Here is a 20872-nt window from a genome sequence, read left to right on the forward strand (position 1 = left end):
GGAAGCAGTTCGTCCTGCGGCACACCCGGTCAATGAAAGAGGCTGTCGTCTGGCTGGTCAAGGGACGGAAGGGTGACCTGTCCAAGAAATTCATGGCACTGACTGACGTGTCCCTCGATGTTCAGCAGGGTGAAACAGTTGCTCTGCTAGGGCTCAACGGCAGCGGAAAGTCGACGCTCCTCAAGCTCATCTCGGGCGTTCTCCAGCCCGACGGCGGGACAGTTCACACGCGCGGGCGAGTCGCCGGACTTATTGAGGTGGGAGCGGGCTTCCACCATGACCTCAGTGGCCGGGACAACGTGTACCTCAATGGCGCGATCCTGGGCATGAGCGAGAGCCAGATCGACGAGATGTTCGATTCCATCGTTGAATTCTCGGAGATTGGTGAATTCATCGACACTGAAGTCAAGTTCTACTCGTCCGGTATGTATCTCCGGCTCGCATTCTCCATCGCGGTACACACTGACCCGGAAGTGTTCCTCATAGATGAGATCCTGGCTGTGGGCGATGAGCCATTCCAGCGGAAATGCATCGCCAAGATCAAGGAATTGTCCGACAAGGGTAAGACCCTCTTTGTAGTCAGCCACGACCTTGACCTGGTTTCTACCGTCTGTGAGCGGGGAATCCTCCTTGAACACGGCGAAGTCATTATGGACGGCGAGGTCCACGAAGTCGTCTCGGAACTCAGGGCGCGCACCGCGACGGCCTAATGCCCCAACTGCAGCGCCTCCTGCGAGACGTGCAGTTGGGGCCAGCGGGAAACTTTTACGACCTGGAGCGGGACTCCGCTCCGGTTTTGGCTGGCAATGGTTCAGCAGGCACGGCAACCGGCCGGCGCTTCGTGGAGGACGTGCGAGACGGCCATTTCAAGAGTGCGCAGCCCGGGAAGACGTAACCGTAGAGGCAGTGCGCTGCAAATGCCACCAAGGCGACGTAAGCCACGCACAGCGCCAGCCACCCGAGGGGCGGCTGCCACCCGGGATTGGTAATCATGATCTGCCAGTTGGCCAGCTCGCGAATACCCACTACATAGCGCCGCAGAATATATGCAAATGCCAGCCCATGGGCGAAAACACCGGCCAACAGAACTACGCGACCGACTGACTTCGCCGGCTCCGTTTGGCTGATCCGCAAATGCCTGACAGCGATCCCGGCGGCGATCAGGAGCACCAGGAAAAGGGGAAGGTTGTAGCGGCCCTGCCAAATGAATCCCATGGTTTCCACTACTTGAGCCTGGAGGACTGCGGGGACGATCAGCAGGAGTGCAAGGGCGATCCAATATCCTGCGGTGCGGCGCCATGGACGGACGGCCAGCGGCAACAGGAGCGCGACCACAATCAGGAAGCTCCAGAACATCTGGACAGCATCAGGCAGGCGGCTGTCCAGCCAACCCATAACACCAACGTATTGGGGGAAGAAGCCGAAGAATCTGTCCAGCATCGTAACGAAGCCCTGGTCGGCACGTACGCCGGGAAGGGGGTTGATGATCCCAATAGGCGCAACGCCAGCCGAAGCAGGGGCGTTAAGCATCAGCAGAATCCATGTGATGCCGAGCAGGACCCCCGGAACCGTCGCCGCAACCGCAAGGAGAACGTACTTGTTTTGGAAGGCCGTGATGATCGACCGGCGCTGGTAGAAGGACAGTCCGACAATGAGAGCGCACAACAGCCATACCAGCGACACCTGACGGGTATTGGCGAGGATCGCTGACGCTGCCACGACCGTCATGACCGCAGGCTTAATGGCCTGTGGCCTGTGGGCATTGTCCAAAAGGACAATGAAGCCACAGAAGGCTGCCATTGTGGCTGCAACTTCGAGGGAGTTCGGATTGATTCCAGACCCCAGGAACAGGACCATGGGCGTCATGCTGACGCTGGCCAGGACGACCGGTATCTGTGGCCGGAGGAATCTTGACAGGGCAGTGAACCCGGCCGCCAGGAAAACTGCTGTAAGGACTGAGCTGACGATACGCATCGTGTAGAGGGCGGGAGCTCCACTGAGCCACAGGCTTGGCAGCCCAACAATCCAGTAGTACATGGGATTGTACGTTCCAGCTGTCGTGACGCCGATCGTCTCGTACGTATCGCTTGCAGGGATGGGCGGGGCGCATCCCGCTGACGTGTCCGGCCGGAATTTGTAGCATCTCTGGGCATCGAGATTGGCGATGTACGCTGGCACCTTCACATGGACCCCGTGTCCGAAGGACGATCCCTCCTGGACAGTTATCTGACCCCTTACTACCGCAGCGGCCTTAATCGTGTGGGCCGGCTCGTCCGGGAATGCCATAAGTGGTGTGGCCAAAGCCCACAGGGAAATAAGGAGCGCAAAGAGTCCGAAAAGCTGGAAGAACAGCTTTCGGCCGCTTTTCAATGCAGGTTGTGCCTTCGAACCGGCGACTTCCATTTGATGAAGGTGGATGGTGGTCTCACTTGTTCGTTGTGCACTGTCCGAGGGGTGCGTCAATCCGCTCACTCAGTTCCCTCCACGATTGCGGCAATCAGCTCTTTGGCTTGATCCGACGTTTTACTGTTTGGTGGCAAAGCGCTGGCGAAGATGTTGGCGTTTCGCTGACCAGTCTCACTGAAGATTGCTTGCCCCCAGGAGCTGACAAGCTTCGCGATTTCCGCGTGCGGGTACTCCCGGCACAACACCACGTATTCCTTCACAGCCAATGCGTATCCGGCCTTGCCGTCGAGTTCCTGCTCGAGGGCGCCAGGTGCCGTACTGGCTGTATTTCCTGCTTCGATGGCGGCGAGGACCGAGTCCGGCGAGAAAGACTGGTACGTTCCATCGAATTGCAACGAGGCGGTCGAAAAGCGCGAGCCGATGATGCCACGTTCAAAGACTGCCAGCCCGCCGACTGTATCGTCGAGGTCTGACGCGACCGCGATCGGCTTCGTGTCCGCTTTTACATCCACTGATTCAGGCCACTCGGCAGAAATCCCGAAGCCCCATTCGCTGCCTGCCTCTTGTGACAGGTACTCGGTCACGGCCTCCGTGACGTCCTGGTCATCGTCAGACAGCAAAGGTGTAATTTCGATGTCGGGCAGATCCAGCCCCGGATTTTCCTGGGCGATCCGCGGGTCATTCCAACGGGTGATCTCCCTAAGCAGGATGCCGGACAGGATGCCGGCGTTGAGTTTTACGTTCCGGATTCCGGGGAGGTTGTAAGCTACGCCGACCGGGAGCACGGCCGCCGGAAGGATGAGTGGTCCGGACGGGCCGCAGAGTTGTCCGCTGGAAGCTGGCAGCTCCACAGATCCTGGCATCGTCGACGTAGCGAAGTGCGTCTGTTCTCGTGCCAAGGCGTCTATCCCGGTTGTGCCCCCGTCGGGGGAGAAAGCCACGGATACTGCTGGGTTCGGCCCCCTCCAGCCTTCCTGCCATGCAGCGACGAGCGCACTCATTGAGCCGTTCCCGACGCCCACCAGGCTGCCCCTTAGCGCGTCATCGCTGACGGCGGGCGGTGGTGCCGTGCATGCTGTTGTGGTCAAGACAGTTGCCAACACGGCGATGCCGCAGAGGCCCAGCGGGGATGTGATTCTTGGCTGTGTTATCTTCTTGTCTCGACGTTTCACGTGCCTAGCCTACGCGGCCAGGAGGGCACGGCGTTATTCCGGCAGAGCCACACGGCGGGCGGGTCCAGTCACTGCACTGCGGCTATTTTGGGCCTCAGCCTTGCTCGTCAAGTAGAATCGCTGAGGTCAGGGAGCCTCCTTGCCGCGGCAAGTTGCGAGGCAGCCTACTACAGCCGCCGTCAACAGTAAGGTTTTGTATGTCCTGGTGGTCGGAGGCGCCAGCGTTCTTTGCTGCTTTGACGCTGCTGTTCGTCCCCGGCGCTGTTGTGGCCTGGATGGCTGGAGTCCGCGGTTTCCTTTTGTATGCGTCAGCGCCCACGCTGAGCCTCTCGCTTGTGGCTTCCGCCGCAATAGTCGCTCCCGTTGTCGGACTTGATTGGTCCGCTCTCGCTCTTGCGGCTGCAACGGCAGCGGCGCTTGTTGTGGTGCTGACGGCACGCAAGACCCTGTTGTGGAAGAGCCCCGCACTGTCGGAAAAGGCCGGAGTGGGTTACGGCAGGGCAGTCTGCCTAGGTTTGATTATCGCCGGGGTACTGGTGGCAGTCCGGATGATGGGCGCGATAGCCCAGCCGGACGCCTTGTCCCAGACATTCGACAACGTGTTTCACATGAACGCGGTTCAATTCATCCTCGATCACCGCTCCGGATCGTCCTTTTCGGTTGGCGACATGACGGGGGGAGGCTTTTACCCCGCCGCTTGGCACGATCTTGTCTCGCTCCTAAGCCAGCTCACTGGGGCAAGCATCCCTGTGGCCGCGAATGTCATCAACGTCTGTATAGGGGCTGTTGTCTGGCCGGCCGGTTGCGTCTACTTGGCGCAGGTGACTGTGGGGAGCCGTCCCGCTGCGGTCATTGCTGCCGGCGTGCTTTCCGCAGCGTTCGGCGCCTATCCGCTTCTCATGGTGGACTTTGGAGTCCTTTACCCCAACTTTCTCGCCCTGGCTCTGCTTCCCTTCGTGTGGGCCCTCGGCATCCAGGCGTTCCGGTTTTCGGCAGATGGTCCCGCACAGCCCTGCGCAATGTGGTTTCTCTTCCTGGCGACGCTGCCGGGGCTGGCACTTTCGCATCCCAGCGGCGTCTTGACACTTTTGCCGTTGCTTGCCGCTGCCGCGGTCATCTGCTGGTGGCAGTGGAATTTCCGCTGCACGCCCCGAAGTGGAATTTGGCGCTGGGGTGCCGCGAGGGTGGTGCTGCTCGTTGCAGCGGGAGCAGTTTGCGTTGCGCTGTGGAAAGTCGTCAGGCCACCTGAAGCGGCGGCAACATGGCCGCCGGTCGCCACATGGACGGACGCGATTTGGGACTTCGTCAGCAGTTCAGGCATCGACCGGCCGGAATCATGGGCAGTCATGGCACTGGCAATGGTGGGGCTCGGCGTGGCTGCCAGGAGCAAGCGCTATTGGCTTCTGGGCGCGTATGCTGCTGTCGCGATCCTGTTTTTCATGGCCGTAGCAGGCCGGCCTGGCCGGATCCGAACGTTCCTTACCGGGGTCTGGTACAACGACCCGCAACGCCTTGCCGCGATAGTCCCCATCGTTTTTCTGCCCATAGCCGTTCTGGGTGCCGCGTTCTGTTGGGATGGCCTGAAGCGCCTGCTCGTGAAAACACGCCGGAAAAGAATCCGGATCAAGGACTACGGTAGCCCCGCGCTGACCATCGGGGTGACTTCTGTTGCTGCAGTCGTGGCGGTCTCGACACTTATAGCAGTGACGCAGCAGGAGAACCTGGACGCTGCTCAAACGTCAGCTGCGCGCAACTATGCGATGGGTTCGGATGCACCCCTTTTGGACTCAGGGGAGATGGCCATATTGGAGCGCGTCCGGGAAGAAGTGCCGCCGGACGCTGTGGTGGTCGGTAATCCCTGGACCGGCAGTTCGCTGGCATACGCCCTTTCCCAGCGCCAAACCCTCCAGCCGCACATTCTTGGCGCCGTTTCGGACGAGGCCCTGTACGTCTTTGCGCACCTCAACATGGCTGCCGTTGATACAGCCGTGTGTGCAGCCGTTCGTAATCTTGAGGCGGAATATGTTTTGGATTTTGGCGACCGCCAAGTCAACAACGGTGAAGGACGAACCATTGACTACCAAGGGCTCGATAATTTGAAAGAAAGCGGTGTTGCGGAGGTTGTGGATTCACAGGACGGAGCGACACTCTACCGCATCACGGCTTGCGGGATTTGATTTTGCCATGCTCTTGGACAAGCGGGGAGAAGAAACTGAACAGCGGAGTTTGCAGCAGTCCTTGGGGCGAATTCATGAACATTGAGGTCCATCCACTATGAAAACCGTGATTATCCGGCTGCTGGGCTTCACAGGGCTGCCTCTGCTGTCTCTAGTGACACCCTTTTTGTTGCTTCCCATTCTTGCGCGCCTGGTCGGTGAGGTGGGCTGGTCCAGCCTGCTGGCCGGCCAAACCATCGGCACTTTCGGAGCGACAGTGATCAGCTGGGGATGGAACATCCAGGGTCCCGTTCAAATCGCGCAAAACCCGTCACCGGCATTCCGCGCGGAGCTCTATCGCGAGAGCATCAGGACTCGCTTGGTGCTGACCCTCGTGGTCTTACCAGTGGTGTCGTTTCTCGCCGCATTCCTCGCTGTCCCTGAGCTGAGACTCGAAGCGGTCGCGATGTCATGGACCACTGCATTAGGGGGACTGTCCGTAGCCTGGTACTGCATTGGGGTGGGTCAGCCGTCCCTGCTGGCGAAGTTCGACACGGTCCCGCGGGTTGTTGCCACGCTTATCGCCATACCCGTTGTGCTGGCCACCGGGCTCATCTGGCTTTACGGAGTCCTTTTGGTCTTGGCCGTGGCAATAAGCATGTTCGTGTTCCAGCGGTGGGCCGTTCCGCGCGGCCGGAATACTTTCACACACTGGCGGGCGACGACCGGCATACTGAAGTCGCAGATGGCTTCCGCCGGCATCGGCGCTTCCGGAAATACCTACGCCGCGACGCCGCTCCCCATCGCGCAGGCGTCCGTGGATCCGGCCACCGCAGGACAGTTCGGCTCGGCTGATACTGTTTACCGCTTTGGCCTCTTCTCGGTAATGGCGTTGGGAAACACCTTCCAGGGCTGGGTCCTTGAACTAGGAGACTCTTCCGAACGCCGGAGACATCTGCTTGCGATATGGTCCCATGCTGCCCTGGGCACTGTTGGCGGCGGGTTGCTGGCACTGCTGGGACCGTGGGCAACCGAGATCCTTTTTGGCGCCCCTGTACGGGCCACCCAATTGACCTGTCTTTTCTATGGACTCGCCTTCTTCTTCATCTCCGCCGCCTCGCCCTTCACAAGGAATCTGCTCATACCATTCGGTGGCGAAAGACTGATTCTGGTGTGGACAGCCGTCTCTGCTGTTCTTGGGGTGGGAACCATGGTGGCAGCAGGGACAGGCAACTGGGCGGAGGGCATAGCCCTAGGCATGGCATGCAGCGAGGCGCTGCTCTTTGTCGCACTGGTTTTGCCCGGTCTTCGGAGGCTGAACAACCTTGAAAAGTACCGGATGGGTGACCGGGATGAACCCCGCACCCCGTTGAAGGCTACCTAAGCCGTTCGGCCAGCCGCGGATCGATTTTTCCCATGCGGTTTATAAGTCCGTCCCGCAAACCGTAAAGGAAACCGATAAGGTGCTTCCTTCGGTTGGGACCATAAACGAATCGCACCGCGTGGCTTTGGAGCTCCATATACAGGCGGCGGAGGATCCATTTCGGTTGGCTGAGCGCATACCGCCGCATCAATACGAAAGAGTTCCGGGTGATGTAGTACACGCGGAACGGCGAGTGGTAATGCACACTCAGTTTCTTCTCGCCGATGCGTGCATGCCAGCCCAGGATCTTCAGCGGCCTGGCGTCCCCCAACGAATGCGCAAGGTTGCTGCCTGCACTGGCGAGAGCCCGGAAACCGGCTTCCCTGACGCGGGCATTAAATTCTGAATCCACGCAGTCGATAAAGAAGTCCTCGTCGAGATACCCCACCCTGTCAAGCACGGATGTCTTGATGAGAGTGCCTGACTGCATTGGGTCGAAGACCTCCGGCTCGTCTGACGTACCAAGCAGCGGCATCCTGATGTTGTTGTGGAACTGGGGGGCAACGAGCCCAACCGTCTGCGGGCTACTCGACGACCTGGCAACCTCGAGAGCGTCCTCAACGTAGTTTCCGGTAAAGCGGGAATCCTGATCCATGGTGATTAACCACTCGGGTTCCCATAGTTCGCGTGCGCGCTTCATTCCGGCATTAAGCGCGGCAGCGATACCGCAATTTTCCGGCAGCCGGAGGACTCTCGCGCCTGTGGCCTCTACATCCGAAAGAATTTCCGACACATCGGTGGGTGACCCGTCGTCGACAACAATAACGTGTTCGACATACCTCTTGAGCGAAGCCACGTTCTCTACAAGTTCTTTGGTGGGGGAGTATGCGGAGACGACTGCCGCCACATCACGTCCGTTAGGAGTCAGGAGCAATTTCGATGCCGTCCCTTTGCTCGGGTTGGGTGCAGTGATTAATTCCAATGCCCCCAAAAAAGTTGTACATGGGCTAGTTGAAGACGGTCCTGCGCACGGCGATGACGAGGTTTCGAAGAAAGTCCCATCGTGCGGCGAAGATCTTCCCCGCACTTCGGATTCCTTGCGGGGTCAGATTTTGCCCATGAAGCCGGTGAAGGATGGTGTCCTCTTCCAAGTAACGGATCGAACGGTTGACGATGCCCACCATCGCAATCCACTGGTCGTGGGACTCCCTCATGTGCGGGGGAAAGGGCAGGATTTTTCTCAGCATCTCCTGGCGGAATGCCATTGCGCAGCCCCAATGCAGCCGATAGCCCACGACGATGCCGATGAGGTTACGCAAAGTGTGCGTGGAGTCTTGGGGCCGAAGCCTGATTCGGTGGAACCGCCCGAGGGGGCCGTCGAAATGTTTGCAATTGCTGACGACCATGGCCGCGTCTTGGAGGCCTGCAATCATCTGTTCGGCGCGGCCTGGAATCCAGATATCATCCTGGTCCGAGAGGAAAACGTACTCGCCGTTCGCTTCGGAAAGAGCTTTTTCAAACGTGCGCACGTACCCGGCGTTAGTTGCGGCGGCGATTAACCGGATTCGCTGATCGCCGATTCCTTTGATGACGTTCCTGGTGTCGTCTGTGGAACAGTCATCGATGATGACCAGTTCATCGGTTGAGGACAGCTCCGCAAGAATGGATTCGATCTGCTCCCTGATATGCCTTGCGCCGTTGTAGGCGGCCATGCAGACGCTGATGCGCGGAAGGGCTGTCGGTAGGGGTTCCATAAAGTGCGGAATATCGCTTTCAGAATGTACCCGCTCAGTCGTGTCGAGCGGGGCTTGATCAAACGAAGAACAGTCTAGCAAAGGGCCCAAGGAGCCGGGGGACGGCCCTCCTGGCCTATAATCAAACCGACGATGATCGCGCCAGGCCTTGCCCAAATGTTGGCTGCCTGGGCGTCGCAGGGGCCTTCAGAGCGCCGGCGAAAACCACGGAAGGAACCTCAGGTCCATGACCGTTGACGTAATGTTGCCGTACTACGGCGATGTCCATCAAATGAAGCTCGCCGCCCGCAGCGTAATGAATCAGGAGAACCGGGACTGGCGGCTTGTTGTCATCGACGACGGGTATCCGGATCCGGAACCGGAACGCTGGTTTTCAACGATCACCGACCCTCGCGTAACGTACCTGAAAAATGAGGAAAATCTTGGTGCCAACGGTAACTACCGCAAGGCGCTGACTCTGGTCGAAGCACCCTACGTCGTCATCATGGGTGCCGATGACATCATGCTTCCGAATTACCTTGACGTGGTCGTAAGTGCCTTTGAGGAATATCCCAGAGCCGATGTGGTTCAGCCAGGCGTACAGGTGATAGACGAACAGGGCATTGCCTGCACTTCGCTGGTGGATGCCGTGAAGAAGGTTTACGCCCCCAAGACGAGTGAGCGCATTGAGCTCAAAGGGGAGGTCATGGCCACAAGCCTGGTCCGCGCGGACTGGGCTTACTTCCCTTCACTTGCCTGGCGCTCCGAGACGGTCAAGCGTATCGGCTTCACCGAGGGACTGGACGTCGTCCAGGATCTGGCTCTTTTGCTGGACATAGCGGCGGAGCACGGTTCGATGATTGTTGATCCCGTACTGGCATTTCTCTATCGGCGGCACTCGGCATCGGACTCCTCAGTGCGTGCACTGGACGGCAGGCGTTTTGACGAGGAGCGGCAGTTTTTCCAGCAGCAGGCCGAGCGCTTCAGCAGCTTGGGCTGGAAGGGTGCGTCGCGGGCCGCGAGTTTTCACACAACATCGCGCCTTAACGCCGCCTCCCTGATCTTGAAGTCGGTCGGAAAAGGCAAATTCGATTCACTGCCGAGGCTGGCAAAGCACATCTTCAGCTAGCAACGGATACAAAAAAGGACGCCCCGGGGCGTCCTTTTTTGTATCGGTTGCCGCCACCGGCCAGCAGTGGCAACGGGTCATGGGTTTTGAGGCCCCGGGTCACTTCCCTGGCCGGGCTTTACCTCGAGCTGACTCCGGATGTCAGCGAGATCAGCCCTGAGCAGCGCCAGTTCCTCGCAAAGGATTCGCACCTCGTCTTCAGCCTGTGACTGTTCCCTGGAGAGATGAAGGCAGACACCCACCAAAAGGATCAGTGTCATGATGAAAAGGAGGTTTGCCGGCACCTGAATGCCGATAAGCCCGCTGGCTTTCTCCAGGAGAGAAGGGAAGGCAGAAAGTAGAAGAGTGCCGATGCCGATGACAATCCACAGGACGGCGTACTTCTCGCGAAGTTTCTGTCGGCGGAGCATTTCAAACACAAAGAAAAGGATCGCCACGACGACGATGGAGCCCATAAGGAGCGACATGTTGGATTCCTAGTTGGTGGACGGCTCGGTTTTCTTCCGCGTCAGAGCGAACAGCAAGGCCATTCCTGAGCGTCCGAGGTAGATGGCTGCCTTCATTGGGTCGTGGCTTGGGGTTCCGCCCTGGCGGGCGCGCATCGAGACCGCCACTTGCCTGACAGTGCATCCTGAACGGATGGCGACGACCAACGAGTCGATGGTATCCCCGAGGTACTCGGCAGGGTAGTGGTCAACATATTGGCGGATCGCTTTGATGTTGGCTGCCCGGAACCCCGACGTAACGTCAGTTAAAGGGGTACCTGCAATACGGGAAATCGTCCACGCCAATACCTTCATGGCCCACTTCCTGGGGCCGCGTACGGTGTAGTTTCCCTTGTCTGCGAAGCGGGCTCCGATAGCAATGTCAGCGTGCTGAAGGCCGTCCAGCACAGCCTTGATGTCCCGCGGATCGTGCTGCCCGTCGGCATCAACCTGTATGACCTGCTTGTAGCCATGACTTTTGGCATACTTGAAGCCGGTGCGCATAGCGCCTCCGACACCCATGTTGAACGGCAGTTGCAGTACGGTTGCTCCCGCCTCACGGGCCACCCGCGCAGTGCCGTCACGTGATCCGTCGTCTACTACCAGGACATCGCATGGCGGGCCGAATTCAAACACTTCCCGGATGGTGTTTCCAATGGATTCTGACTCATTCCAGGCAGGCATGATGACGAGAGTGTCAGGGTGACGGGCGGGTGCTGTCACTGATCGATCAGTCCATTCTTTACGTAGGACTCCAAGCGGATGTTCGACAACGGCGGCTCAAATCCGGTGGACTTGATTTTTGTCAGGTCCAGAACGCTGTTCAGCGGTCGCGGTGCCGCTTCTTTTCCTTTGAAGTAGTCAGCGGTGCTGACTCCGGTGACAGCAGTCCGTGCCTTGCCGCACAACTCATACACGTCCGCAGCGAGTTCTGCCCAGGACTGGGGCTCGCCGTCACTGCTGAGGTTATACGTCCCGTACTCTGCACCGGACTCAAGCAGATGACGGATGCCCGCAGCGATATCTTCGGTGAAGCTCAGCCGGCCAACTTGATCATTGACAACCGAGGGCTCGATGCCACGGTCGGCCAGGGACGCCATGGTGCGCACAAAGTTGTTGCCTTCACCGATGACCCAGCTGGTGCGGACGATGTAGTGGCGGGGAACGACGTCCACGATCGCATCACCGGCGGCTTTGCTCTGGCCATACACCCCCAGCGGGGTGAGGGGCTCCTCCTCATCATGGAGGTTCCGGGCGCCGTCGAAGACGTAGTCGGACGAGACGTGGACCAGCGTCAGGTCATACTCGACAGCGATCCGGGCCAACCGAGATACCGCTGTGACATTGACCGCCCAGGCGGCGGCGCGGCCCTGCGGGGTCTCGGCGGCATCGACGGCCGTGTAGGCAGCCGCGTTGATGATGGTTGAGTAGTTTTTCCAGTTGCGGTCCTTGAAGGAGTCCGGATTGTCCAAATCGAACTCTGCGCGGCCGGCAAACTCGACCGATCCGTCGCCCTCATAAAGGTTGCGCAGGGCTTTACCCAATTGTCCGTTTGCACCGACCACCAGGATTTTTTTGGCGGGCATGGGCACCACGTCGGCCAGGCGCGGGTGGGCCTTGTCCTTGTCCGACAGCTCTGCCTGGCCCAACGGAATGGGCCACTGGATGGCCGCGGTTTCATCGGCGAGATTCAGGAAGGTGTACTGGCCTTGGGCGTCAGCTGACCAATGATCATTCACGAGGTAGGTGTAAGCCGTGTTGTCCTCAAGGGTCTGGAATGCGTTGCCCACGCCACGGGGGATGAAAATTGCCTGGCTGGCGTCCAGCTCCGCAGTGAAGACAGCACCGAAAGAGGGACCCTGACGAAGATCCACCCAGGCGCCAAAGATCCTGCCGGTGGCGACAGAGATGAACTTGTCCCAGGGTTCCGCGTGGATTCCGCGGGTGGTTCCTGCCTTTTCGTTAAACGAAATGTTGTTCTGGACAGGGCGGAAATCCGGCAGCCCCAAGGCAACCATTTTCTCCCGCTGCCAGTTCTCCTTGAACCAGCCCCGGTTGTCGCCATGTACCGGAAGGTCATAAAGGACGACGCCGGGAATCGGGGTTTCGTGGGCAGAAAGCTTTTTCGAAAACTCCAGAGACATGGACTACTGGCCCTGTTCCTTGTATTTGGCTTCGGTGGCTGCTTTCTGCGGCCGCCACCATTCTTCGTTGTCGCGGTACCAGGCGATGGTGTCCTCGATGCCGGCGTCGAAGTTGGAGAACTGCGGTTCCCAGCCAAGCTCATCGCGGAGTTTCGTGGAGTCGATGGCGTAGCGCAGGTCGTGGCCGGGCCGGTCCACCACGTGGTCGTAGGCGTCCGGGGACTGGCCCATGTGCTTGAGGATCAGTTCGACGACGTCCTTGTTGTTCTTCTCCCCGTCCGCGCCGATCAGGTAAGTCTCGCCGATTTTGCCCTTGGCGATGATCGCCAGGACCGCGGAGGAGTGGTCGTTGGCGTGGATCCAGTCCCGGACGTTCTCGCCCTTGCCGTAAAGCTTGGGCCGGATCCCGTCGATCACGTTGGTGATCTGGCGCGGAATAAATTTCTCCACGTGCTGGTACGGGCCGTAGTTGTTGGAGCAGTTGCTGATGGTCGCCTGCAGCCCGAAGGAGCGCACCCATGCCCGGACCAGCAGGTCGGAGCCGGCTTTGGTGGAGGAATAGGGGCTGGAAGGGTTGTAGGGGGTCTGCTCGGTGAACCGTTCGGGGTCGTCGAGTTCCAGGTCGCCGTAGACCTCGTCGGTGGAGATGTGGTGGAAGCGCTTGTTGTGCTTCCGTGCCGCCTCGATCAGCGTGTACGTGCCGATGATGTTGGTGTCCAGGAACGGGCGGGGATCGTGCAGGGAGTTGTCATTGTGCGATTCGGCAGCGTAGTGGACCACGACGTCGGTGTCGGCGACGAGGCCGTCCACCAGTGCGGGGTCGGCGATGTCTCCCTGGACAAACGTGAAGCGTGCGTCCGGCAGTCCCTTCAGCGATTCAAGGTTTCCTGCGTAGGTCAGCTTGTCCAGAACGGTGACGTGGTCATCGGTGTTATCAAGTACGTAGTGGACGAAGTTGGAACCAATGAACCCGGCACCGCCGGTAACAAGAAGTCGCTGCATAATTCCCAAGGGTACCGGATTTGCCGCGGCACTTAGCGAACGGAAAGATGGGGGACATGCGCGGAATAATACTTGCCGGCGGTACCGGCTCCAGGCTTCACCCCATCACTCTGGGCGTCAGCAAGCAGTTGGTCCCGGTCTACGACAAGCCCATGATCTACTACCCGCTGTCCACCCTGATACTCGCGGGTATCCGCGACATCCTGATTATCACCACGCCCCACGACGCCGAGCAATTTGAACGTCTGCTCGGCGACGGGTCACGTTTCGGCGTATCCATCACCTACAAGCAGCAGCCGTCGCCGGACGGCCTGGCCCAGGCTTTTGTGCTCGGAGCGGAACACATTGGTGATGACAGCGTGGCCCTTGTTTTGGGGGACAACATCTTTTATGGCCCCGGGATGGGCACCCAATTGCGCCGTTTCGAAAACATCGACGGCGGAGCGGTCTTTGGTTATTGGGTTGCCGATCCCAAGGCCTATGGCGTGGTCGAGTTCGATTCCGCGGGCAAAGCGATCTCCCTGGAAGAGAAGCCGGAAAAGCCGAAGAGCCATTACGCTGTCCCCGGTCTTTACTTCTATGACAATGACGTGGTGGAGATCGCTGAAAACCTCAAGCCTTCCGCGAGGGGGGAACTGGAGATCACGGACGTCAACCGCACTTATCTCGAAAAGGGAAAACTGCAGGTGGAGATCCTCCCGCGCGGCACTGCCTGGCTCGATACCGGAACCTTCAATGATCTGAACGATGCATCGAACTTCGTCCGGACCACGGAAAACCGGCAGGGCCTGAAAATTGGTGCTCCCGAGGAGATCGCCTGGCGGCTCGGCTTCCTCAGTGACGATGAACTCCGGCAGCGGGCTGAGCCCCTCGTGAAGAGCGGTTATGGCTCCTACTTGATCGATTTGCTGGAACACGGCCATTAGAAGAGGCCAAAAAGGCGGGACCCGCACCATGCGGGTCCCGCCTTTTCCTTGGGTGGCTAACGCAAGGTGATCCTTGCCCCACCCGCCGTTGTCCAAGTGATGCTTCCACCCTGGAAGGTTTGGCTGCATGAAGACCTGTCCGCAGTGCAGGTCTGGCTGCTGGTTGGGTAGCCCAAAGCCCCGGCTTCGAATCCCTGTCCGGCCCAGCTCTGCTGGATCGGGCCGGGCACGATCAGGTGGGCTCCGCTTGCTGATGACCACATGACGGTGCCCTTCTCGAAGTTCTGGAAGCAGCCGTCATTCCGCAGCCCACAAATGGTCCCGCTCGTGGGGTAGCCCAGTGAGCCGGATTCGTAGCCTGATGCGCCCCACCGTTCCCTGATGGGTGTTGAGGTCAGCGCCTGGGCTCCGGTGGCAGGAGAGTACATCACGGTTCCCTTGGCAAAGTTCTGGAAGCAGCCGTTATTCCTCAGCCCGCAGATCTGGCCGCTCACAGGGTAGCCGAGCTTGCCGCCTTCGAAACCTGTGCTGACCCAGGCATCACGGACCGGCCCGAACATAACCGCGTTCGCTCCGCTCCCGGCGGACCACATCACAGTTCCCGAGGAGTAGTTCTGGAAGCAGCCGCCGTCTACCAGGCCGCAGATTACGTCGGAAGCCGGGTATCCCAATGACCCGTTTTCGAAGCCGGTTTTTTGCCACAGATCACGGATCGGGCCGAGTAAGCTCGGCTGCGCTCCAGTGGCGGGTGAATACATGAGTGCCCCCTTGGCGAACATCTGGAAGCACCCGCCGTCTTTGAGCCCGCAGTACTGGCCGGACGTGGGGTAGCCGAGGCTGCCTGCACCCCAACCCAGGCGTTCCCATCCTGCGGCCATCGGCCCGGCGGCTACGGTTTCGGGGGCAGTGGTGGCGGAATACCCAACGACGCCCTTTTCAAACGCCTGCCGGCACTCGGTCTGGACCGCTCCGCAGCTGGCAGGGCCGGCTGGATACCCCAGGCGGCCGTTCTCGAACCCTGATTTCTGCCAGTAATCGAGGATCCGCCCGGTGAGCGTGTGGGCGCCGGTGGCCGGTGAGAACAGGAGCGCGCCGCCCTGGAACAGCTGGTAGCAGCCGCCGCCGCGGAGGCCGCACACTTCTCCCGCGACCGGGAAACCGATTGGCTCTCCCTTCGTGCGCGACGCTTTCCAGGTTTCGCCCATGCCCATGAAAACAGGCCAGGCTCCTGACGTGGGCGTCCAGGCAACGACTCCACCGCTGAAGTTTTGGGTACAGAAGGAACTGGTGCAGTTTGCTTCGGCGTTCGGATAGCCCAGCAGGCCGTTTTCGTAGCCTGCTCGTCCCCACGCCTCCATTACTGGGCCGGGCTTGACCAGACGGGCGCCGGTGGCAGGGCTCCAGAGAACCGAACCGGCCTGGAACAGCTGGAAACATCCCCCTGATTTGAGTCCACAAACCTGATCGCTGAGAGGGTATCCGAGACCTCCGTTTTCGTATCCCTGGGCTGCCCAATGCTCACGGATTGCCCCGAACGGCACCAGGGCGGCACCGGTCGACGGGGACCACATGATGGACCCGCCCTGGTAGTTCTGGAAACAGCCGCCATTCTTGAGTCCGCAGATAACGCCGGACACGGGATAGCCCATCTGGCCGTTTTCGTATCCCTTCCGGGCCCAGGCGTCACGGATCGGTCCGGCCAGGCTTGGTTGTGCTCCGGCGGTCGGAGACCACATGACGATGCCGGCTTCATAGCCACGGAAGCATCCGCCGTCACGGAGGCCGCAAATTATCGTGGAAGTGGGTGCACCCAGGGAAGGCATGGAGGCACGGAATGCGTCGATGGCCTTGACCGCTGCGGGTGGAACGCCGCTGGTAGCGAAGGCCTTAAGGCCTGCGTAGTCGCCGTTCCACACGTTGGAGTCACCAGCGAACGGCCCGGTGCTGCTGTACTGCCAGATGCTGTAAGTACCCCAGCTTGCGGTGGGTACCGGTCCTGCGTTGTTGGTGGGCGCATCGGGGTAGGCCGCGATCCACAACGGGTAGTCACCGAAGCCGGCAGGATTTCCCAAGCACTGGTTCCACCAACTTGTATTGGTGTAGATGACGGGGAGCCTACCGGTGAGCGACTGCACGGTGTTGCCGAAGTCGCGTACCCAGGTCTGAAGCTGCGCCGGGGACATGTTGTAGCAAGTGTTCCCGAAGTAGAAGCCGTTGATGGTACGGCCTTCATAGGGGTTGAACTCAAAGTCCAGGACAGGAGGCATGGTGTACCCGTCTCCTGACCAGCCGCCGCCGTTCTGTACGAAGTACCGGGCCTGGTCTGCTCCGGACGACCAGTTCGGAATAGCGAAGTGGTAGGCGCCGCGGATCATTCCGACATTCCGTGCCCCTTGATACTGGGAGCCGTAGGACGGGTTGGTGTAGTAGTTGCCTTCCGTGGCTTTCACGTAGGCGAAACGCGCACCCATATTCCACTGCTGCTGCCAGTCCACGCTTGGCTGGTGGCCGCTGACGTCCAGCCCCTGGATACCGAACGTTGGCATCCAGGTGCCCTCGGACGACAGAGATTCCGTACTCAGGCGCCGCAAGGACTCGGAGGGGGCTGACGCCGTGACCCGGGCTGAACGCTGGCCCATTTCCGCTCCACCTACGCCCACCGCCTCAGCCATGGATTGTGATGTCCCCGGCGAAGTCGCAACCGGCTGCGGTTCTCCTGTGGCTTTTTCCACTGGCCGCGGTTCTGCGGGGGCAGTTTGGGGCGTCGACGGGGCCGGTGCGCCCGTGGGCGCGGGGGCCGCGGTTGCCCCAGTGCTTCCATCACTGGAGGAAAGGGTTGGGGTAGGCGCGGGTTCGACGGCGGACGCAACGCTGACGAGGCCGGGGCCAGCTACCAGGGAGGCAGCCAGCAGCACTATCCCCAAAGTTTTCATGGCGGGGTGACGGGACTGAGACAGGTTCCGCTTCATATTTGCTCCGGAGACAATGTGGCGCTCCCGCGAGCGCTCATTTCGATAGCTGTTCAGGTTTTTCCCCCAGGGATACGCCTGACAGGTGGTGGTTCGACAATTAACGCGCTCACCATAGCACTGGTGTTACCAGCGGAACTAGTGGTTCTCTTGTTGCTCAAGTGATAGTTGTCGCACCGTTAGTTATCCACATTGAGCGCCCCTATGACTTGTTGCCGGGGTTTACCCTCCTTAGGCTGGACGCAATTGCACTGCCCGCGCTGGGCGGTAGTCATGTGGGGGAGTACTTATGGATGCTCTGGGGATAGTCGAGGACGAAGTCCGCGAGCTGATACGGCGCAAGGGCCTCGATCCGTTGCGGCAGGCCAGTGAGGTGCGCAGGCTGGTGGAAGCAGCCGTCATGGACTATGACGAGCGGGCATTGATGGGACCGCTTCCGCCCCTCGGACCATTGGACTCGGCTCGCAGGTTCCTCTTCGATGCTGTGGCGGGATTCGGTGTCCTCCAGCCACTGCTCGACGACCCCTCAATAGAAGAGATTTGGCTCAACGCGCCGAATGAAATCTTTGTTGCGCGCAACGGTGAATCCGAACTCACCTCGCTCAGCCTCTCCGACCAGCAAGTGCGCGACCTCGTGGAGCGGATGCTGAAGAGCTCCGGCAGGCGCCTTGACATGTCGTCTCCCTTCGTTGATGCGGCCCTGCCCGACGGCTCGAGGCTTCACGTGGTCATTCCGGATGTCACGCGCCGCCACTGGGCAGTGAACATCAGGAAGTTCGTTGTGAAGGCAACCCGGCTGGAACACCTTGTCGAGCTGGGCACTCTGACGCCCCAATCCGCCCGGTTTCTTGGTGCAGCAGTATCCAGTGGACTGAACATCCTGGTGTCCGGCGCCACCCAGGCAGGCAAGACGACGATGCTCAATTGCCTGGCGTCCAGCATCGGAAGCCGGGAGCGGGTCATTACGGTTGAAGAGATCTTCGAGCTGCAGTTCCCGTTGCGGGACGTTGTGGGGCTTCAGTGCCGCCAGCCGAACCTCGAAGGCGAAGGCGAAATTCCGCTCCGGCGCCTGGTGAAGGAAGCGCTCCGCATGCGGCCGGACCGCCTGGTGGTCGGTGAGGTGCGTGAGGCCGAGAGCCTGGACATGCTGATTGCGCTCAACTCAGGTCTTCCAGGCATGTGCACGGTGCACGCCAATTCTGCCCACGACGCAGTCACGAAGATCTGCACACTCCCACTGCTGGCCGGCGAGAATATTTCCAGCGCCTTCGTCGTTCCCACGGTCGCATCCTGCATCGACCTCGTGGTCCATTGCAGCCGGCAGGCGAACGGCCGGCGGGAGGTCACCGAGATCCTGTCCCTTGGCCGACGCGTAGAGAACGGCATCATCGAATCATCGTTGGTTTTCGCCATGGCTGACGGCGTCCTGCAGCCCCGGGCGAACGCGATGCCGTCGGCGGAGAAATTTTCGCGTGCGGGCTATGATGTCGCTGCTTTGCTGGATCCCCGATGATCTCGGCACTGCTCGGAGTAACAACAGGAACGGGCCTTTTCCTCATCTGGTGGGCGTTCTGGGAGTCACCGCCGAAAAGACAGCGGGAACGGAAGCCAAGCCGCCTGGGCGATCTTTTGGCAGCTGCGGGTGTCGACAAGGTCTCCGTGGGCGGGCTGGCGGGCACTTGCCTGGGCCTGGTGCTGTTTGTGGTCCTGGTGTTTTACGCCGTCAGCCGCTCGTGGCCCATCGCCGCATGCTTCGGACTTTTCGCCGGATGGTTGCCCGTCAGCGTCCTCCGCTGGCGCGCTAAAAAGCGTACGGCGTTACTGCGCCAGCTCTGGCCGGACGTCGTCGATCACCTTCGTTCGGCAATTCGCGCAGGACTGCCTTTGCCGGAGGCGCTGATCCAGCTGGGTGACAAAGGCCCGGAAGAACTGCGGCCGGCGTTTCGGGAGTTCGGCGCCGACTACCGGGCCGGGGGACACTTTGATGGGTCGTTGAACAAACTTAAGCACAAGCTTGCAGATCCGGTCGCTGACCGGATCGTCGAAGCCCTGCGTCTGACCCGGGAGGTCGGAGGGTCGGATCTGGGCAAACTGCTGGGTACGCTTGCCGAATTTTTGCGGGAGAGCGCGCGCACCCGCAGCGAACTCGAAGCCCGGCAGTCCTGGACCGTCAACGCCGCACGCCTTGCCGTAGCCGCGCCATGGATCGTCATGGTTCTCCTGGCTACACGGCCGGAAGCGGTACAGGCATACAACACACCGATGGGGGCAGCAGTGTTGCTCGGAGGGCTGGTGGTTTCGTTGATCTGCTACTCCACCATGCTGAGAATAGGCGCTCTTCCCCAGGATGAAAGGGTCCTCCGGTGACCGCTGTCTCTCCAGCCGCCGTCATATGCGGACTTGTCATGGGGATAGGCCTGTGGCTGGTCATCTTCAGGTCCCCGATGATGAGGGCAACAACTTTTGCGCAGCGGATTGAGCCGCAGCTCAAGGCCCAGAACGTTGAGTCGCGGCTCCTGCGCTCAGGAGAGCAGACGCTGACGCCCTTCGGGCCGCTTGAGAGGATACTGCGCCCGGTGGTCCACGATGCCCTCGCGGCGCTGGGAAAGCTTAGCCCTTCACCGGGCGCGACCGCCCGTCGGCTGGTACAGGCGGGGATCAACAAATCTGCCATTGATTTCAGGGCTGAACAGCTGCTGTGGGCGGCCGCCGGATTCGCCCTCGCGTTGGCTCTGTCCCTCATTGGGGCTGCTTCCGGCAGGTTCAGTCCACTCGTCGCGGCCTTGATCATCATCGGAGGCGCTGCAGCAGGCTTCGTGCTGCGGGACTATTGGCTGGGCGTTCAGGTCCGCCAACGGGAAGCCCGGATGATGGCTGAATTCCCCAGCCTCGCTGAGCTCATGGCGCTCGCCGTCGGCGCCGGGGAGAGCGCCACCGGCGCCCTGGACAGGGTCTGCCGGAGCGCCAAGGGGGAGCTGGCCAAGGAGTTCTCGAAGATCCTCGCCGAGACACGGGCCGGCAAGCCGCTCGTCCTTGCCCTCCAGGAGTTCTCGTCGCGCACCGACCTGGCGCCGCTGGTGAGGTTCGTCGACGGCATCATTGTCGCCGTGGAGCGGGGCACACCCCTGGCTGACGTGCTTCGTGCCCAGGCCCAGGATGTCCGTGACACCGCAAAACGGGACCTGATGGAAGCCGCCGGCAAGAAAGAGATCGCCATGATGGTGCCACTCGTTTTTGGTGTGCTCCCGCTGACCGTCGTTTTCGCCGTCTTTCCGGGCATTGCGGCGATCAGCCTGGGTTTCTAGCGGTGGCACCGACCAACGGTGATGACCGGACCGTGGCGTCATGCCCAATCAACGCAGGAAGTAAGAGGAAGAGGAAGAGGAA

General features: G+C 60.4%; 17 protein-coding genes. 8 read left to right on the forward strand and 9 right to left on the reverse strand.

The window, feature by feature from the left end:
• Positions 1-32 precede the first annotated feature (32 nt).
• Positions 33-710 carry an ABC transporter ATP-binding protein gene (locus AC5RWA_RS14440; RefSeq protein WP_079597416.1) on the forward strand — a complete coding sequence of 226 codons (678 nt, stop codon included), beginning with the start codon at positions 33-35 and terminating at the stop codon, positions 708-710.
• Between the two features lie 55 nt (positions 711-765).
• Here AC5RWA_RS14440 and AC5RWA_RS14445 read toward each other — a convergent pair whose 3' ends face one another.
• Together AC5RWA_RS14445 and AC5RWA_RS14450 are read right to left on the reverse strand one after the other, a co-directional pair.
• A complete protein-coding gene (locus tag AC5RWA_RS14445; protein ID WP_494058095.1) occupies positions 766-2472 on the reverse strand; it encodes a DUF2142 domain-containing protein in 1707 nt (568 codons plus the stop codon).
• Complete coding sequence (locus AC5RWA_RS14450; protein WP_494058096.1) at positions 2469-3578, reverse strand: substrate-binding domain-containing protein; 1110 nt, start codon at positions 3576-3578, stop codon at positions 2469-2471. The genes AC5RWA_RS14445 and AC5RWA_RS14450 overlap by 4 nt, the downstream gene beginning before the upstream one ends.
• A gap of 197 nt (positions 3579-3775) precedes the next feature.
• Here AC5RWA_RS14450 and AC5RWA_RS14455 point away from each other — a divergent pair, with 197 nt between their 5' ends.
• Together AC5RWA_RS14455 and AC5RWA_RS14460 are read left to right on the forward strand one after the other, a co-directional pair.
• Positions 3776-5755, forward strand: coding sequence for a DUF6541 family protein (locus AC5RWA_RS14455; protein ID WP_494058097.1), 1980 nt, complete (start codon positions 3776-3778; stop codon positions 5753-5755).
• A gap of 97 nt (positions 5756-5852) precedes the next feature.
• Positions 5853-7118 carry a polysaccharide biosynthesis protein gene (locus tag AC5RWA_RS14460; RefSeq protein ID WP_494058098.1) on the forward strand — a complete coding sequence of 422 codons (1266 nt, stop codon included), beginning with the start codon at positions 5853-5855 and terminating at the stop codon, positions 7116-7118.
• On the opposite strand, the gene AC5RWA_RS14465 is transcribed toward AC5RWA_RS14460, so the two are convergent.
• Positions 7111-8004, reverse strand: a complete 894-nt coding sequence (locus tag AC5RWA_RS14465) for a glycosyltransferase (RefSeq protein WP_176156847.1) — start codon at positions 8002-8004, stop codon at positions 7111-7113. The two genes, AC5RWA_RS14460 and AC5RWA_RS14465, sit on opposite strands and share 8 nt — an antisense overlap.
• A 100-nt stretch (positions 8005-8104) precedes the next feature.
• Positions 8105-8851: a glycosyltransferase gene (locus tag AC5RWA_RS14470; RefSeq protein WP_079597240.1), complete on the reverse strand. Its 747-nt coding sequence runs from the start codon at positions 8849-8851 to the stop codon at positions 8105-8107.
• A 226-nt stretch (positions 8852-9077) separates the two neighbouring features.
• Here AC5RWA_RS14470 and AC5RWA_RS14475 point away from each other — a divergent pair, with 226 nt between their 5' ends.
• On the forward strand, positions 9078-9959 hold the full coding sequence (locus tag AC5RWA_RS14475; protein WP_494058099.1) for a glycosyltransferase family 2 protein: 882 nt from the start codon (positions 9078-9080) through the stop codon (positions 9957-9959).
• A 77-nt stretch (positions 9960-10036) separates the two neighbouring features.
• On the opposite strand, the gene AC5RWA_RS14480 is transcribed toward AC5RWA_RS14475, so the two are convergent.
• The 4 genes from AC5RWA_RS14480 to rfbB are packed head-to-tail and all read right to left on the reverse strand — an operon-like array spanning position 10037 to position 13590.
• The gene (locus AC5RWA_RS14480) at positions 10037-10426 is read right to left on the reverse strand and encodes a DUF2304 domain-containing protein (protein WP_275727733.1); all 390 of its coding nucleotides are present in this window, start codon (positions 10424-10426) and stop codon (positions 10037-10039) included.
• 9 nt (positions 10427-10435) lie between these two features.
• Positions 10436-11167 (reverse strand): glycosyltransferase family 2 protein, encoded by a 732-nt coding sequence (locus AC5RWA_RS14485; RefSeq protein ID WP_275727731.1) that lies wholly within the window; start codon positions 11165-11167, stop codon positions 10436-10438.
• Entirely contained in the window at positions 11164-12588 is a 1425-nt protein-coding gene (locus tag AC5RWA_RS14490) for a sugar nucleotide-binding protein (RefSeq protein WP_494058100.1), read from the reverse strand. The genes AC5RWA_RS14485 and AC5RWA_RS14490 overlap by 4 nt, the downstream gene beginning before the upstream one ends.
• Before the next feature lie 3 nt (positions 12589-12591).
• Entirely contained in the window at positions 12592-13590 is a 999-nt protein-coding gene (rfbB, locus tag AC5RWA_RS14495; protein WP_275727727.1) for a dTDP-glucose 4,6-dehydratase, read from the reverse strand.
• A gap of 56 nt (positions 13591-13646) precedes the next feature.
• On the opposite strand from rfbB, the gene rfbA reads away from it, so the two are divergent.
• Positions 13647-14516, forward strand: a complete 870-nt coding sequence (gene rfbA, locus AC5RWA_RS14500; protein WP_079597615.1) for a glucose-1-phosphate thymidylyltransferase RfbA — start codon at positions 13647-13649, stop codon at positions 14514-14516.
• Between the two features lie 56 nt (positions 14517-14572).
• On the opposite strand, the gene AC5RWA_RS14505 is transcribed toward rfbA, so the two are convergent.
• Entirely contained in the window at positions 14573-17485 is a 2913-nt protein-coding gene (locus AC5RWA_RS14505; protein ID WP_494058101.1) for a GH25 family lysozyme, read from the reverse strand.
• Between the two features lie 289 nt (positions 17486-17774).
• Here AC5RWA_RS14505 and AC5RWA_RS14510 point away from each other — a divergent pair, with 289 nt between their 5' ends.
• The 3 genes from AC5RWA_RS14510 to AC5RWA_RS14520 are packed head-to-tail and all read left to right on the forward strand — an operon-like array spanning position 17775 to position 20790.
• Positions 17775-18998: a TadA family conjugal transfer-associated ATPase gene (locus AC5RWA_RS14510; protein WP_079597616.1), complete on the forward strand. Its 1224-nt coding sequence runs from the start codon at positions 17775-17777 to the stop codon at positions 18996-18998.
• Positions 18995-19852, forward strand: a complete 858-nt coding sequence (locus AC5RWA_RS14515; RefSeq protein ID WP_494058102.1) for a type II secretion system F family protein — start codon at positions 18995-18997, stop codon at positions 19850-19852. The genes AC5RWA_RS14510 and AC5RWA_RS14515 overlap by 4 nt, the downstream gene beginning before the upstream one ends.
• On the forward strand, positions 19849-20790 hold the full coding sequence (locus AC5RWA_RS14520) for a type II secretion system F family protein (protein ID WP_181884811.1): 942 nt from the start codon (positions 19849-19851) through the stop codon (positions 20788-20790). Before AC5RWA_RS14515 ends, AC5RWA_RS14520 begins: the two co-directional genes overlap by 4 nt.
• Positions 20791-20872 lie beyond the last annotated feature (82 nt).

It is taken from the genome of Arthrobacter sp. 210 2, from assembly GCF_059093025.1.